Here is a 14784-nt window from a genome sequence, read left to right as displayed (position 1 = left end):
CGCTATCCGCTTGCGTTATCCTAAAAAAGGAGCGGCCCTTGGGTCGCTCCTTTTTTTGTGGGGCCCCGGCCGGGGTGGGTTGCAACCTTCCGGGTGGCTAAATTTGTTAGCCCAATCTCCCGCTCGCTATTTTCCGCTGCCCTTGTACGCCATTGTCGATTTAGAAACCACCGGTGGCCAGCCGGCCCAGGACCGCATCACCGAGATTGCCGTGTACATCCACGACGGCGAAAAGATCATCGATGAGTACGCCACCCTGCTCAACCCCGGGCGCAGCATTCCGCCGTTCATCACCCAGCTCACGGGCATCACCAACGACATGGTGCGCGACGCGCCCAAGTTCCACGAGGTGGCGCGCAAAGTAGTCGAAATCACCGAGGGCTGCGTGTTCGTGGCCCACAACGTGCGGTTCGATTACTCCTTTTTGAAAAAGGAATTTGCCGACCTGGGCTACAACTACCAGCGCAAAACGCTGTGCACCGTGCGGCTCTCGCGCAGCCTCATTCCGGGCCAGCCCAGCTACAGCCTGGGCAAGCTGTGCCAAAACATCGGCATCCCGCTGAACGGCCGCCACCGCGCCGCCGGCGACGCCCACGCTACGGCCCTGCTCTTCGGCCGCCTGCTCGGCATCACCCAGGAGAGCGAAGCCGGGGCCCCGGGGGCCCCCACCGCCGACACGCTGGCTCAGGTAGACGCGCTGGCCCCCGCCGGCCGCCGGCCCGAGGGCGCCGGGGCCCCCAAGGCGCCCTCGGCCAAGCGCGTATCCGCCGTGCAGCAGGCCATCAAAACCGCGCTGCTGCCCCCGCTCATCAGCCCCGAAATGGTGGCCGCCCTGCCCCAGGCCACCGGCGTGTACTACTTCCACAACGAGGCCGGCGAGGTGATTTACGTGGGCAAGAGCATCAACATCTACAAGCGCATCCAGCAGCACTTCGCCGTGGACGTAAAGTCGCGCAAGAGCCTGGAGTTCAAGAATTCCATCGCCGACATTACCTGGGAACTGACCGGCTCCGAGCTGGTGGCGCTGCTGTATGAGTCGCACTTGATAAAGCAGCTCAAACCGGCCTACAACCGGGCCCAGCGGCGCTCGGTGTTCCCGGCAGGCATCTATCTGCGCGTGGACGAGCAAGGCTACAAGCGCCTGCTCTACGGCCGCGCCGACGCCCGCAACGCCGAAATTCCCATCATTGCGCTTGGCAACCAGTATAAGGCGCAAGGCTTTCTGTACCATAAAGTGGCCAAGTACAACCTGTGCCAGAAGCTGTGCGGCCTCTATAAAACGCCCGGCGCCTGCTTCGACTACCAGGTGCACCGCTGCCTGGGGGCTTGCGTGGGCGAGGAAGCGCCCGAGGCCTATAACGCCCGTGTAGAGGAAGCCATCGACAGCATCACCTACGAGCACCAGTCGTTCGTGGTGATTGGCGCGGGCCGCACCGAGTTGGAAAAGACCGTGGTGCTGGTCGAAAACGGCCGCTACCTGGGCTTCGCCTACGTGGACGAAACCTTCACGGCCCGCAAAATCGGGGACTTCCGCGACGTCATCAAGTTGTACACCGACAACAAGGACACCCAACAGATCATCCGCCAGTACTTGCGCACCAAGCACAAGGGCGAGAAGGTGAAGGTGTTTGCGTGAACGACCCGGCAATTAGGGCCCTGCTCTACCCGCGGCTGACGGACGGCGTGTACGTGGACGAGCTGCCCACCGGCAGCACCCGCGCCGACGTGGTGCACATCACTGAGCACTTCATGCACGGCTACGAGGTGAAGGGCGACCACGACACCTTGCAGCGCGTGCCCAACCAGTTGCGCTGCTACGCCGCAGCCTACGATTTCGTCACGTTCGTCGTCACGGAGAAGCACCTACCCAAGCTGCTGCCGCTGCTGCCCGAGTGGGTGGGCGTGCTGGTAGCCGACGCGGACGGCCTGCGCCCGCACCGCCCGGCCGCCTACAACGCCACCGTGGAGCGGGCCCCCATCGCCGCCCTGCTCCTGCTCGAAGAGGTGAAGCAGTTCCTGCTGGCCCTGGGCCTGACGGGCGTGAGCACGCTGCGGGGCCGCGACATTGCCCACCTGCTGCGCACCAACAACCGCATCCCGCTGGCGCGCCTGGCCCAGTACGTGCGCGACCGGCTGATGGCCCGCCTGCCCCAGCGCCTGCTGGCCCGCGCCGAGCGCAAGGTGGAGCGCGACCGGCTGGCGGCCATCCGGCAGCGGCGGCCCAAGCGCAAGGCCAAACCGGGCGCCAAACCCGCTAAAAAAGCCAAGCCCGCGGGCGGCCAGGCGCCGCCTGTTAAGTGATACAGGGGCCCCATGAGTAACCAATTTATCCGGTCGGAATGATAATTCTGCGAAAACGCGAATTATTATTCTCAGTACTAAACCTGGGCCTTAGCTGCACCAAGTTATTAAATTATAGCTTATTCATTACAAGCAATTTATAAGCTCAACCTTGTTGTAGTTTCGAGGCAAAAGGTTACTGAAACCTTGGGTATGCAGTTCAGTATTAACAAGTCAGCCAGCCGTGCGAAGGGCTTCTCCAGGGGCTGGGCGGACGCGAGTTTCCTGGGGAAATGCCTGGCGCGGCAGTAGCTGCCTTCCTTCCTTTCCAGAAGTTTTTTTTATGTTAGCAATGGAATACCGGGGCCCCAAGCGGGTCCGCGCCGTGCAGAAACCCATGCCGGAAATCAAGCATCCCCAGGATGCCATTGTGCGCGTGCTGCGCGCCTGCATCTGCGGCTCCGACCTGCACCTCTACAACGGCAACATTCCCGACACCCGCGTGGGCTCCACCTTCGGACACGAATTTGTGGGCGAAATCGTGGAAATCGGCCCGGACGTCACTAAGGTGAAGGTGGGCGACCGGGTAATTGTACCGTTTAACATTGCCTGCGGCGAGTGCCACTTCTGCCGCCAGGGCATGTTCGGCAACTGCCACGAGTCCAATACCGAGGCTACGGCAGTCGGTGCCATTTTCGGCTACTCGCACACGGCCGGCGGCTTCGATGGCGGCCAGGCAGAGTACGCCCGCGTGCCCTACGCCAACGTGGGCCCGGTCATCATCCCGCCCGATATGGACCTCGACGACGCCGTACTGCTCACCGACGTGGTGCCCACGGGCTACCAGGGCGCCGAAATGGCGGGCATCCAGACCGGCGATACGGTGGTGGTGTTCGGGGCCGGCCCCATCGGCATCATGGCCGCGCGCTGCGCCTGGCTGTTCGGCGCAGGCCGGGTCATCATCCTCGACAAAGAGGATTACCGCCTCGAGTTTGCCCGCAATTACTCGTATTGCGAGGCGTACAACTTCCAGGAAATAGGTGACCCGGTGGTGTTCATTAAGAAGATTACCGACTGGATGGGCGCTGACTGCGTGATTGACGCCGTGGGGGCCGAAGCCGCCGGCAATACCCTGCAAACCATCACCGGTCGCAAGCTATTGCTGCAAGCCGGCTCGGCCACGGCCCTGCACTGGGCCATCAACTCGGTGAAAAAAGGTGGCATCGTGTCGATTGTGGGCGTGTACGGGCCGACCGACAACCTGATTCCCATCGGCAACGCCATGAATAAGGGCCTGACCATCCGGGGCAACCAAACATCGGTGAAGCGCTTGCTGCCGCGCCTGATTGAGCACGTGCAGAACGGCATTATCAATCCCAAAGGGCTGATTACGCACCGTATGCCGTTGGAAGAAGTGGCCGACGGCTACCGCATGTTCTCCGACAAGCTGGACAACTGCATCAAAACCGTGCTCATGCCTCCTACTGCCAACCAGTAACCCTTGACTCTCATGAAAGATAACGCCATAAATACCCCCATCGACCCGAAGCAGATCAAGGGCTGGGGCATTGATGCCGACCCCAAAAACGACCCTACCTACCCCATGCGCCACCGCATGAACGTGGGCGAGGACCCCGATAGCAAGCACCGCCCCACGCTGCAACACGTGGACGAAGAGGTACTAAAGTCAATTGAGCGGCCCAATGTATCGGCCGTGTTTGGCACGCCGGAGCCGCCCCGCGGTTTGAGCGGCCTGATCCGCCGCCAGGCTTACAAGTACAGCGAGAACCAGTACAAGCACTGGCTGCCCATGATTCTGGCCGACCGGGTGGACATGATAGAGGGCGTATTGGACGACCTCGCGCACGGCCACGTGCCCAACATTTTTGCCGAGCGCGGCGCCAAAATGGACTGGAAATACAACCGCTCGGGGTTTTTTACCCGCTTGGCCACCATCTCCCTGCTCACGGCCGGCACCATCGTTTTGTTCAGCGGCAAAGGCAAGAACAAGAACAAGCGCTCCAAGAAGCAGCGGCGCTACCAAGATTTGTAAGCGCTTGCCCGTTGGCGATGCGTTAATAAAAAGCCCGACTGGTATTATACCGGTCGGGCTTTTTGCTGTTCCTGGGGCCCCGGGCGGGCTACTGCACAGCTTTCAGGTCGGGGCCCAGCATGTCCTCCCAGCGGTAGTAGTGGAAGGTTTTGTTGTCGGACATGGCCACGAACATTCCGTGCGGAAACTGCGGATTCAGCGGCACGTTGGTCACGTCGGAGCCGTCGCTGAAGTGGGCGGCCACCTTCACAGCGCGTAGCTCGGGGTGGGCGTTGGGGTCGGCGGGGGTGCCCTGGCGGGGGAAGAAGCGGAACTGGCTGGCCCCTTGGTCCGACACTAGGAGGTAGCCCGTTAGGGCCCCTGTTTTGTAAATGGAGATGCCCTCGTGGTCTTCGGCAAAGCCGGTGCGGGCGAACAGGGCCAACTCCTGGTTGCCCCGGGCGGGGTCGGCGTAGTACTTGCGCACGCCCACGCCCTCGTCGGAGTAGTAGATGAAGCCCAGCTCGTTGTCGACGGCGATGGACTCGATTTCCTTCTTGCCGCTCCAAGTACCGAACTGGCGCACAAGCGTCATTTGCAGCTGGCCGGTGCCGTCGTCGGCCAGCCGGTACTGGGCCAGGTAGCCCTCCCGGGGCCCCGTTTTGCGGCCCACCACGGCAAATTGGGCCCCGTCGGCCGGGCGGGTGTAGATGGCCACGCCCATCGGCATGCGGTCGCCAATGCCGGCACCGGCGAACACGGCCAGGTTGCCGTGGTCGAGGGGCTGCATGTCGGGCAGGCGGAAGGCGCGTAGCAAGCCAGTTTCGCGCTCCGTCACGAGGGCGAAGTCGGTGGGGCGGCCGCCCAGCTTTAAGCCGTAGCCGATGTCCACGTTGTTGGGGCGCTTCAGGCCGTGCACGGTTTTGCCCGGCACTTCTTTGCCCTGCAAATCAAACACGTACAGGCCCCCGTCGGAAGCTTTGTCGGTGCCGATGACCAGGCTTTGGGCGGGGTCGGCGGGTTTCACCCAAATGGCGGGGTCGTCGGTGTCGTAGCGCACGGGGCTGGTGACGACCACCGGCTGCACCACGCCGGGGCCCGTATTTAGGGCCCCCACCGGCGTGCCCAGCACGCCCGACACGGATTGGTGGCACTGGGTGCCCAGCAAAGCCGCGGCGGCCAGCAAACCGGCCACGGCCGGGAATCGAAAATTAGCAGAAACGGGCATCGGGGAAGCGGAACGAGCCGGGCGGCCCGGTAAGCGAAATTATTGCTGGTTGCCGGTGCCGTCGGCCTGGTAGGCCCCGGCGTCGGAACCGGGCGCGCTGACGGTGGGCGTGAACAGGCCCCCGACGCGCAGGCCACTCACGGCATTCACGGGCGAAAACGTGGTGAAGCCCCGGCCCAAAGCCGGCGAATTGGCCAGCAGCCGCAGGGCCCCGGGGGCCTTCAGGAAGTTGGTCCACTGCATGGCAGTGCTCGGGGCGGCCGTGGTGCCGGCGGCCGTGGCCAGGTCGGCGGCCTGAAACTTGGGGTCGAGGGCCCCGGCGGCACCGCGGGTGTCGTTGGGCTGGTTGGTGGTTACGGAGCCGGCCGTGGCAGCGTTGAACTCGGCCACCTGAAAGGTGGTGGCGCCATAGTATTCCTGGTTGTTGTACTTGATTTTGCTGAGGTCGGGCAGGTCGTCGGAGCGCATACGCAGACCGAAGCGGCAGTTGACAATCAAGTTATTATACACCAGGCCGGCGGCCTGCACCTCGTAGTTGATGGAGCCGCCGCGGCCGGCCTTAGTCTGGCGGTAGCCGCAGTTGAGGTAGGTGTTGTTGTACGTGTTCACGGTGGCCTGCACGGGCGCGGCGGCCACCGAGGCCACCTTCGAGCCGTTGGTGGCCCCGCCCACAAAGGTGTTGTAGGCGATGTCGCCGCGGCAGCCGGCCTTCACGTTCACGCCCTCGCCGCCGGCCTTGCCCATTTTCTCGAAGCGGTTGCGCATCAGGCTAAACTTGCAGCTTTGCAGCCGCATGAAGTCGTCGACGGAGCCGTGCAGGTAGCAGTCCTCCACCACGAGCTGGGCGGTGGCTTTTTTGGCCAGCATTGAGATGCCGTATTTGGGGTCGCCGGCGGCGTAGCCGGTGGGCGCGTTGGCGCCGTAGGGCCCCCCGACGTAGCCGATTTCCGTCCAGCGCAGCACCAGCAGCGAGGCGCCGTCGGCGTTGATGCCGCCCCAGTAGCCCTTAAAGGCGGGGTCGGTGGCGGCGCTCACCACGGCGTTGGGGTCGCCTTTGAGGTTGTCGCGGATGGTCATCACCACCGGCGCTTCTTTAGTGCCCAAGCTCAGCAGGGCGCCGTTCACCACGAAGCCCGGGTTGTTGGTGGCCTGCCCAAACGTGCCGGTGGACTTGGGCTTGCCAATCACCAAAATCTTCACGCCCGCTTGCAGCAGCAGCGTGTCGCCGTCGTTCACGGTCACGTCGCCCACCATGTAGTACGGGGCGGCCCGGCCCGCAATGGTGCCCTTAATGGGGCTGCGCAGCGTGTCGCCGGTGAAGGCCTGGCCCACCGACGTTACGGGCGCGGCCACGTAAATCACGTCCTCGCACGCCGAAAATAGGGCCCCGGCACCCAGCAGGCACGTAGCCGCGGCCGCACGGAACAAAGAAGTAGAGAAAAGCATAATCAGGATAGATACAGGGTTAAAAGCGGCCAAAGGCTGCCGTGCGGAGCGCTTGCGCCGGGGGCCCTAGAGGCGGAAGCGCAGGCCAGCCAGGTAGTAGGCGCGGTAGGTTTGGTTGACGACGCTCACGCGGTCGGCGCGCTCTTGGTAGGGGTAGTTGGCCACGGCCGGGGTGCCGAGCACGCCGGGGGCCCCAGCGGCCAGGATGTCCACTTGGTAGGGCGTATTGAGCAGGTTCTGCACCTTCACGTAGGCCGTCAGGCCGAAGCGCTTGTCAGACTTGGTCAGCCGTTTTTCGGCTGAAAAGTCAAGCTGCGACTGCGCCCGCTGCCAGTAGTCGAGGCCGAGGAACTGGCCCACCTGCACAATGCGCGCGCCGGTGTACACGTAGGCCAGTTGCACGTCGAAGCCGCTGCGCGGGTTTTTGTAGAGCAGCGAGGCGTTGGCCACGTGCTTGGACTGGCCTTGCAAGGGGCGCTTTTGGGCCACGCTGACGCGGGTATCCTCGGCGGTGGCGCTGCGGCCCTTGTCGGTGGTGATGGCCGACTGGGTGAAGGTGTAGTTGGTGGACAGCCCGAAGTTGCCCAAGTACTTCACCCCCACCCACTCGAAGCCGAAGTTGGTGGCCGCGCCCGTGCCGGGGTTGATGGGCTGGTACACCGTCACGGTGCTGCTGGGCAGCGTCACGAGGCCGTACTCAATCGGGTTTTTGATGTTTTTGTAGAAGGCCCCCAGCATCACCTGGTCGTTGCCGGCGCCGAAGAATTCGTAGCGCAGGTCCAAGTTTTGGGCCTGGGTGTGCAGCAGGTAGGGGTTGCCGGCCTCGGCGTACACGTTGCTCTCGCTCACGCTGCCCGCGTTGTTGTGGGGCGTTAGCTCGAAAAAGCTGGGGCGGCTGATGCTGGAGAAGTACGAAGCGCGCAGGTTCTGGCGCCCGTCCAGGGCGTAGCGCAGGTGCAGGCTGGGCAGCACGTCGAGGTACTTTTGGCCGCCGCGGTTGGCGGCTTCGGTGGCGGGCAGGCTGGTGATGTACGACTGGTCGGTGTACTCGGTGCGCACGCCGCCCAGCACCTCCCAGGGGCCCCGCACGAAGCGCGCCTGGCCGTAGGTGGCCGTCACTTTCTCGGCGGCCGTGTAGTTGTTGTTGCCCACGTAAATGCCCAGCGGGTTGAACACCGTGTAGGCTTCGGAGTTGATATCCTGCTCATTCGTAGCCGGTTGGCCCGAGGGGCGCAGCGAGTACGCCAGGTAGTGGTTGGTGCGGTCCTTGTCGCGGTACAGGGCCCCGGCCGACACGTCCAGCCCTTCGAGCAGCGTGTACTTCAGGTTCAAATAAGCGGCTTTATCCTGGTCGGTGTTGTCGAGCCAGGTGCGGGTGGCGTTCTGGTAGTAGTTGCCCGACGCCGTCAGTTTCAGGTCCTGCTCCACCACGTCGGGCACGTTGTTGGTGGCCCGCGAGTACACTAATGACCAGGTGACGGCCAGGCGCGGGGCCAGCTGGTGCTCGCCCTGCAGGGTGGCGTTGGCGATGCCCTGGCGCTGGTAGCGGTTGCGCAACAGGCGGTCCACGTCGGGGCGGGCGGTGCCCTTGTAGGTGGTGTCGGTTTCGGCGCGGGCCTGGGCCTCGTCGAGTTGCAGGTACACGCCGTAGAAGCGCAGCGTGTTGCGGGCGTTGAGGCGGTAGTCGAGCTTGGCGTTCAGGCCCAGGCGTTGCTGCGCCGTGGAGTACTGCTGCACGTGCAGCGTGCGCAGAGCGGGCTGGTTGTCTTGGGTGATGCCCGTTTCGTAGAAATAGCCGTTCGAGCCGCGCGTTTGGGCCTGGTACGAGCCGGCCAGCAGCACGCCCAGGCGCTGCGCCTTGCCGTAGCGGCTGCCGAAGGTGAGGTTGCCGAGCAGGTTGGGCCGCGCGGCTTTGCGGGTGTAGTTCACCCACGGGAAGTCGGCGGGCGTGGCCTGGTAGCCGCTCCCGTTGCGCTCGGCAGGCGACTTCATGTTCACCTGCCCCCGGCCGAAACCCAGGAACGAGCGGTCCGCAAACAGCTGGCCGTAGCCCGTGCCCAGCTGCCCGCTGAGGGTGCGCTCGGCGGGCGCGTCCTTCATCACCAGGTTCACCACCCCGCCGATGGCGTCGCCTTCCATGCTGGGCGTCAGGGCCTTGGTTACTTCGAGTCGCTGGAGCAGGTCGGCCGGAAAAATATCGAGCGGCACGTAGCGGTTGTACGGGTCGGGGCTGGGAATCTTGATGCCGTTGACCAGCGTGTAGTTGTAGCGCTTGTCCATGCCCCGCACGATGGCGTAGCGGCCGTCGCCGTTGGTGCTGCGCTCCAGGGTCACGCCCGACACGCGCTGCAACACGTTGGCCACCTGGATGTCGGGCGAGGTTTGGATGGCCTGGGCCGACACCACGTTCACGATGCTGGGGGCCACCTGCTCGATGCGGCGGGCCGCCACCTCGCCCTCGGGGTCGCGGTGGCCTTGCACGGTCACCTCGGCCAGGGCCTGGTTTTTGTCGCGCAGCCGCAGGTTTAGCACCTGGTCGGGCTGGGCGCTGGTGAGGGTAATGCGCTGGCTATGCGGCTCGTAAGTCATCAGCTGGCCAATGAGCTCGTACTCGCCCGCCGCCACGTTGCGGATGGTGAAGGTGCCGTCGAGCTGGGCCTGGTCGCTGTGGCCGGTGCCGCGCAAGTACACCGTGGTGCCCACCAGCGGCTCGCCGGTGCGGGCGTCCGTCACGCGGCCTTTTATGGTGCCGCCCAGCACCGCCAGCGGCAACGTGAGCAAGCAAATTAGCAGGGCGTACAGTCGATTCATCAAATGCGGGAAGGAGGGTAATTGCTTTGCCGGTGCAAAACTCCCCCCTGCTCCCCCCCGGCGCCAAGCAGCCCGCATTATCAAAAAATTACCAGCAATCTATTCTCCTACAAAATCAATTATTAATTCCATAATCAATTAATACAAATTATTGATAATCAATATATTAATTAATTAACTTGGAACGCATAAACTTCATATTACGCCTGCGTTATGCCGCCGCCAGGCCGAAAGTTTGGGCCCCAGAATCAACCGTATTTATTGGGGAAAATAGCCGGGCACTCGTTGCCGAAACGGGGCAACCGTGTGGGGCTCCGCCGGGGGCCCTGGCGCGGTTGCGGGCGCTAAAACCGTTCTTTGCGTCTTAACTTCCGCGGTTCTCCTACCCACTGCCCCTCGCCTTGCCTCACCCCTCCGAAACGCCGGCCATCCTGCTGCGGCTGCGCAACGAAACCCGCCCCTACCACGACGCCCTGGAGCAGCACGCCTTTAACCAGTCCCTGGCGGCCGGAGCCCCCACAGCGGCCGGCACGGCGCAGTTTTTGGCCAAGATGTACGGCTTCCTCCAGCCCTACGAAACGGCCCTGCGCGCCCACGCCGCCGATTTCTCGCCCGACTGGGCCCTGGCCGAGCGGTTCCGCGCCCACCTCATCCTGGAAGATTTGCCCGAAACGCCCGGGGCCCCTACCCCGCCGCTGTGCCCGGCCATGCCGCCGCTGCGCACCCGCGCCCAGCTGCTGGGCACCATGTACGTGATGGAGGGCTCGACGCTGGGCGGGCAGGTCATTGCGCGGCAGCTGGCCAAGGCCGGCATTCCGCTGCGCCACTACTTCACGGGCTACGCCGAGCGCACGGGGCCCCTGTGGAAGGCCTTTTGCCAGCAGCTGGCCGAGGCCGCCCCGGCCGCGGGCCCCGACGAGGTGGTGGCCGCCGCCAGCCGCGCCTTTCACCACCTCGACGCCTGGCTGAACCAACCATGAGCCTGACCGACAACGATTTCCTGGCCGACTCCGTCACCCTTACCAACTGCGACCGGGAGCCGATCCACATTCCGGGGGCCATTCAGCCCTACGGCTTTCTGCTGTGCCTCGACCCCACCACCCAGCTGATTGTGCACGCCAGCGCTAATACCGGGGCCCTGTTGGGCCTGCCCGCCGAAAGCCTGCTGGGCGGCGGCCTGGACCAGCTGCTGGGCCCCGCCCGGCTGGCCGAGGTGGCGGGCCGCCTGGGCACGCTCACCGAAACGGCCCAGCTGCTGGGGGCCCGGCTGGAGGCCGTGGCCGGCCAGCCGTACTACAAGCTCATCATGCACCGCTACGACGGCCTGCTGTGGGTGGAATTTGAGCCGGTGGCCGAAACCGACGCCACGCCCCTCGACCTGGCTTTCCTGAACGCGGCCTTGGGCCAGATGCTGGCCGCGCCTACGGTGCGCGAGTTTTGCCAGCACGCCGTGGCGCAGGTGCGCGCCGTCACGGGCTTCGACCGGGTGGCCATCTACCGGTTTGCACCCGACGAGAGCGGCGAAATCATTGCCGAGGACATTGCCGCCGGCCTGGCCCCCTGGCTGGGCCTGCACTACCCGGCCTCCGACATTCCGCAGCAGGCGCGGGCCATGTACCTCAAAAACTGGCTCCGCTTCATTCCCGACGCGGCCTACCAGCCGGTGCCGCTGGTGCCCGTGCGCAACCCCGCCACCGGCCGGCCGCCCGACATGACCTACGCCGTGCTGCGCAGCGTCTCGCCCATCCACCTCGAATACCTGCACCACCTGGGCTCAGCCGCCACCATGACCGTTTCGCTCATCGACGACGGTAAGCTGTGGGGCATGCTCACCTGCCACCACCGCACGCCCCGGCTCGTGGGCTTCGAGCTGCGCGAGCTGTGCCAGTTCATCGGCAAAACGTTTTCGGCCTTGCTCGCCGGCAAGGTGCGCGCCGACCAGCACGCCTACCAGCTACAGGTGCGCGAGCAGCTGGCGCAACTGCTGGAACACGTGACCCGGGCCGACGATTTTGTGGGGGCCCTGGCCCAGCCGGGCCCCACCATTCAGGAGGTATTCGACTGCGGCGGGGCGGCCGTGTGCTTCGGCGATGAGGTGCACTTGCTGGGCGATACGCCCCCCGAAGCGGCGGTGCGCGAGCTGCTGGCGTGGCTGGCGGACAACGCGCCGGGGCCCCTGTTCCACACCGATTCGCTGGCCGCCCACTACCCGGCGGGGGCCCCGGCGCTGCGGGCCACGGCCAGCGGCCTCATCGCCGCGGCCCTGGCCGATGCGCCCGGTCATTACCTGCTCTGGTTCCGGCCTGAAGTGGTGCAAACCGTGACCTGGGCCGGCCGCAACGACAAGCCCCAACTGCTCGCCGATGGCCAGATTTTCCTCTCCCCGCGCCAGTCGTTCGAGGCCTGGAAGCAGCTGGTGGAGCACACCGCCGTGCCCTGGCTGCCCCTGGAGCTGGCCGCCGCCCGCGAAATTCGCCAGCACGTGGCCGACTTGCAGCTCAAAGCCTTCAACGAGCTGCAGGCCCGCGCCCAGAGCCTGAGCGCCCTCAACACGGCCCTGGAGCGCAGCAACGACGAGCTGGACTCGTTTGCCTACGTGGCCTCGCACGACCTCAAGGAACCGCTGCGGGGCATCCACAACTACGCGCTGTTTTTGCTGGAAGACTACGCCGATCAGCTCGACGCCGACGGCGTGCACAAGCTCCAAACGCTGGTGCGCCTGAGCCAGCGCATGGAAGGCCTCATCAGCTCGCTGTTCGAGCTCTCGCAGGTGGGCCGCACCGACCTGGTGGTGGTGGACCTGGACGCCGGCGAGGTGCTGGCCGAAGCCACCGACTTGCTGCGCCCGCGCTTCGAGCAAACCCACACCGAACTGGTGGTGGCCGGGGCCCCCTGGCCCACCGTGCGCGGCGACCGGGTGCGGCTGCTGGAGGTGTTCGGCAACCTGCTCAGCAACGCCATGAAGTACAACAACCAGCCCACCAAAACCGTGACCGTGGGCCAGGGCCCCGCCGCGCCCGGCGAACCCGCGGCGGCCGTCAACCTCGACCATTATTATTTATTCTACGTACGCGACAACGGCATCGGCATCGACGCCAAGCACCACGGCAGCATCTTCAAGCTGTTCAAGCGCCTGCACGGCCAGGACAAGTACGGCGGAGGTACGGGCGCGGGCCTGGCCATTGCCAAAAAAATGGTTGAAAAGCACGGCGGCCAGCTGTGGGTGGAGTCGGCCCTGGGCCACGGCGCCACATTCTACTTTACTCTTTCAAAGAATATATAAGTGACCTATACGCCCCTAAAACCGGTACTCGTGGTGGAAGACAGCGCCGAGGATTTCACGGCCCTGGGCCGCGCCTTCCGCAAGCACGCGCTGCAAAACCCGGTGCTGCGCTGCGAAGACGGCGACCAGGCCCTCGATTACCTGCTGGGCTACGGCAAGGCCGTGGGCTGGCCCCAGGTGCTGCCCTCCATCGTGCTGCTCGACCTGAACATGCCCGGCACCGACGGCCGCGCCGTGCTAGAGGTGATGAAAACCGACCCGCGGCTGAGCTACATTCCGGTCATCGTGTTCAGCACGTCCACCAGCGCCACCGACATCGACGACTGCTACCAACTGGGGGCCAACAGCTACCTCACCAAGCCCATTGAGTACGCGGCCCTGGAGGAAAAAATCAGGATTACCATCCAGTATTGGCTTGAATCATCGGAGTTGCCGCGCCTGTTATAAATTTGGGGTAGTGAAGAAAATCTTACTCGTTGACGACAATGAGCAGGACCGGGAGTTGTATAAGCGGTACCTGAGCAAGCACTTTGGCGCCGAGCGGCTAGCGTTTAGCGAGGCCAGCACCAGCGCCGAAGCCCAAGCGCAGTTCTTGGCCCACCGCCCCGATTGCGTGCTGCTCGACTACAACCTGCCCGACGCCGACGGCCTCGACGTGCTGGCCGAGTTGCTGCGGCTGGCCCCGCCCGAAAGCCTGTGCGTGGTGATGATTACCGGCGGCGGCAACGAAACGCTGGCCGTGCGCGCCCTTAATACCGGGGCCCTGGATTACCTGGTGAAGCAGCGGTTCGACCCCGCTCTGCTGGCCAAAACGGTGCTCCACGCCATCGAGAAAAACGAGTGGCGCCAGTACGTGGCCCGCTACCACGGCGAGCTGCGCACCGTGAACCAGCAGCTGCGCGACTCGCTGGACGCGCTGACGGAAACGCGCCAGGAAATCAGCCGCAAAAACGCCCAACTCGTGGCCGCCAACGCCGAGCTGGCCGCCACCAACGCCGAGCTGGCCCGCTCCAACCGCGACCTCGACAACTTCGTGTACGCGGCCTCGCACGACCTCAAGCAGCCGGTGACCAACCTGCGCGGGCTCTTTGAGGAGCTGCGCCGCAGCGCCACCTTCCACGACCCCGACGAGGCCCAGGTGCTACGCCTGGTCGATGCCTCGCTGCTCGACTTAAGCGCCACCATCACCGACCTGGCCGCCGCCGTGCAGGCTGAGCGCGTGCTCGGCAGCCGCCCCGACCCCGAGCCGGTGGCCATGGCCGAGGTACTGGCCGAGGTGCTGGCCACCCTGGGGCCCCAGGTGCAGGCCGCGCACGCCCAGGTGCACGCCGATTTTGGGGCCCTGCCCGAGCTGCCCTACGTGCGCAGCAGCCTGCGCACCATTTTGCTCAACCTGCTGGCCAACGCCCTCAAGTACTGCCACCCCGAGCGGGCCCCGCAGGTGTGGCTGCGCACGGCCTGGGCCGCCGGCCAGCCCGTGCTGGAGGTGCAGGACAACGGCCTGGGCATCGACCTGGCCCGCCACGGGGCCGAGCTGTTTCAGCTTTTCCGCCGCTTCCACCCGCAGGCGGCCTCCGGCACGGGCGTGGGCCTGTTCCTCGTCAACCGCCTGGTGCAGGCCCAGGGCGGCCGCATCGAAGCCACCAGCCAGGTGGGCCAAGGCACCACGTTTCGGCTGTATTTGCAAGGGCCGGCGTAGCCCGC

Annotated in this window: 11 protein-coding genes; 8 read left to right on the top strand and 3 right to left on the bottom strand. The window is 65.0% G+C overall.

Annotated features, from left to right (window positions below; genetic code table 11):
- Positions 1–142 precede the first annotated feature (142 nt).
- From EAH73_RS11370 to EAH73_RS11355, 4 genes are all read left to right on the top strand, one after another.
- Positions 143–1636 carry an exonuclease domain-containing protein gene (locus tag EAH73_RS11370; RefSeq protein ID WP_140466616.1) on the top strand — a complete coding sequence of 498 codons (1494 nt, stop codon included), beginning with the start codon at positions 143–145 and terminating at the stop codon, positions 1634–1636.
- Positions 1633–2301 carry a sce7726 family protein gene (locus EAH73_RS11365; RefSeq protein WP_140466615.1) on the top strand — a complete coding sequence of 223 codons (669 nt, stop codon included), beginning with the start codon at positions 1633–1635 and terminating at the stop codon, positions 2299–2301. The genes EAH73_RS11370 and EAH73_RS11365 overlap by 4 nt, the downstream gene beginning before the upstream one ends.
- Before the next feature lie 322 nt (positions 2302–2623).
- Complete coding sequence (locus tag EAH73_RS11360) at positions 2624–3778, top strand: zinc-dependent alcohol dehydrogenase (protein WP_140466614.1); 1155 nt, start codon at positions 2624–2626, stop codon at positions 3776–3778.
- A 12-nt stretch (positions 3779–3790) separates the two neighbouring features.
- Positions 3791–4333 carry a hypothetical protein gene (locus EAH73_RS11355; protein WP_140466613.1) on the top strand — a complete coding sequence of 181 codons (543 nt, stop codon included), beginning with the start codon at positions 3791–3793 and terminating at the stop codon, positions 4331–4333.
- Between the two features lie 88 nt (positions 4334–4421).
- On the opposite strand, the gene EAH73_RS11350 is transcribed toward EAH73_RS11355, so the two are convergent.
- The 3 genes from EAH73_RS11350 to EAH73_RS11340 all read right to left on the bottom strand — a co-directional run bounded on the left by EAH73_RS11350 (position 4422) and on the right by EAH73_RS11340 (position 9797).
- Entirely contained in the window at positions 4422–5540 is a 1119-nt protein-coding gene (locus EAH73_RS11350; RefSeq protein ID WP_140466612.1) for a phytase, read from the bottom strand.
- A gap of 39 nt (positions 5541–5579) precedes the next feature.
- Positions 5580–6986, bottom strand: coding sequence for a hypothetical protein (locus EAH73_RS11345; protein ID WP_140466611.1), 1407 nt, complete (start codon positions 6984–6986; stop codon positions 5580–5582).
- 66 nt (positions 6987–7052) lie between these two features.
- A complete protein-coding gene (locus EAH73_RS11340) occupies positions 7053–9797 on the bottom strand; it encodes a TonB-dependent receptor (protein ID WP_161599517.1) in 2745 nt (914 codons plus the stop codon).
- A gap of 401 nt (positions 9798–10198) precedes the next feature.
- Between EAH73_RS11340 and EAH73_RS11335 the strand changes: the two genes are divergently transcribed.
- The 4 genes from EAH73_RS11335 to EAH73_RS11320 are packed head-to-tail and all read left to right on the top strand — an operon-like array spanning position 10199 to position 14779.
- Positions 10199–10777: a biliverdin-producing heme oxygenase gene (locus tag EAH73_RS11335; RefSeq protein WP_140466609.1), complete on the top strand. Its 579-nt coding sequence runs from the start codon at positions 10199–10201 to the stop codon at positions 10775–10777.
- Positions 10774–13080 carry an ATP-binding protein gene (locus EAH73_RS11330; protein ID WP_140466608.1) on the top strand — a complete coding sequence of 769 codons (2307 nt, stop codon included), beginning with the start codon at positions 10774–10776 and terminating at the stop codon, positions 13078–13080. Before EAH73_RS11335 ends, EAH73_RS11330 begins: the two co-directional genes overlap by 4 nt.
- On the top strand, positions 13081–13527 hold the full coding sequence (locus EAH73_RS11325) for a response regulator (RefSeq protein ID WP_140466607.1): 447 nt from the start codon (positions 13081–13083) through the stop codon (positions 13525–13527).
- A gap of 10 nt (positions 13528–13537) precedes the next feature.
- Complete coding sequence (locus EAH73_RS11320) at positions 13538–14779, top strand: sensor histidine kinase (RefSeq protein ID WP_161599516.1); 1242 nt, start codon at positions 13538–13540, stop codon at positions 14777–14779.
- The last annotated feature ends 5 nt before the right edge of the window (positions 14780–14784 follow it).

The sequence above is a fragment of the Hymenobacter nivis genome (assembly GCF_006439025.1).
In the GTDB taxonomy this organism is placed as follows: Bacteria; Bacteroidota; Bacteroidia; order Cytophagales; family Hymenobacteraceae; genus Hymenobacter; species Hymenobacter nivis_A.
Note: the sequence above shows the minus strand (reverse complement) of the source record. Positions and strands in the feature narration are given on the sequence as shown.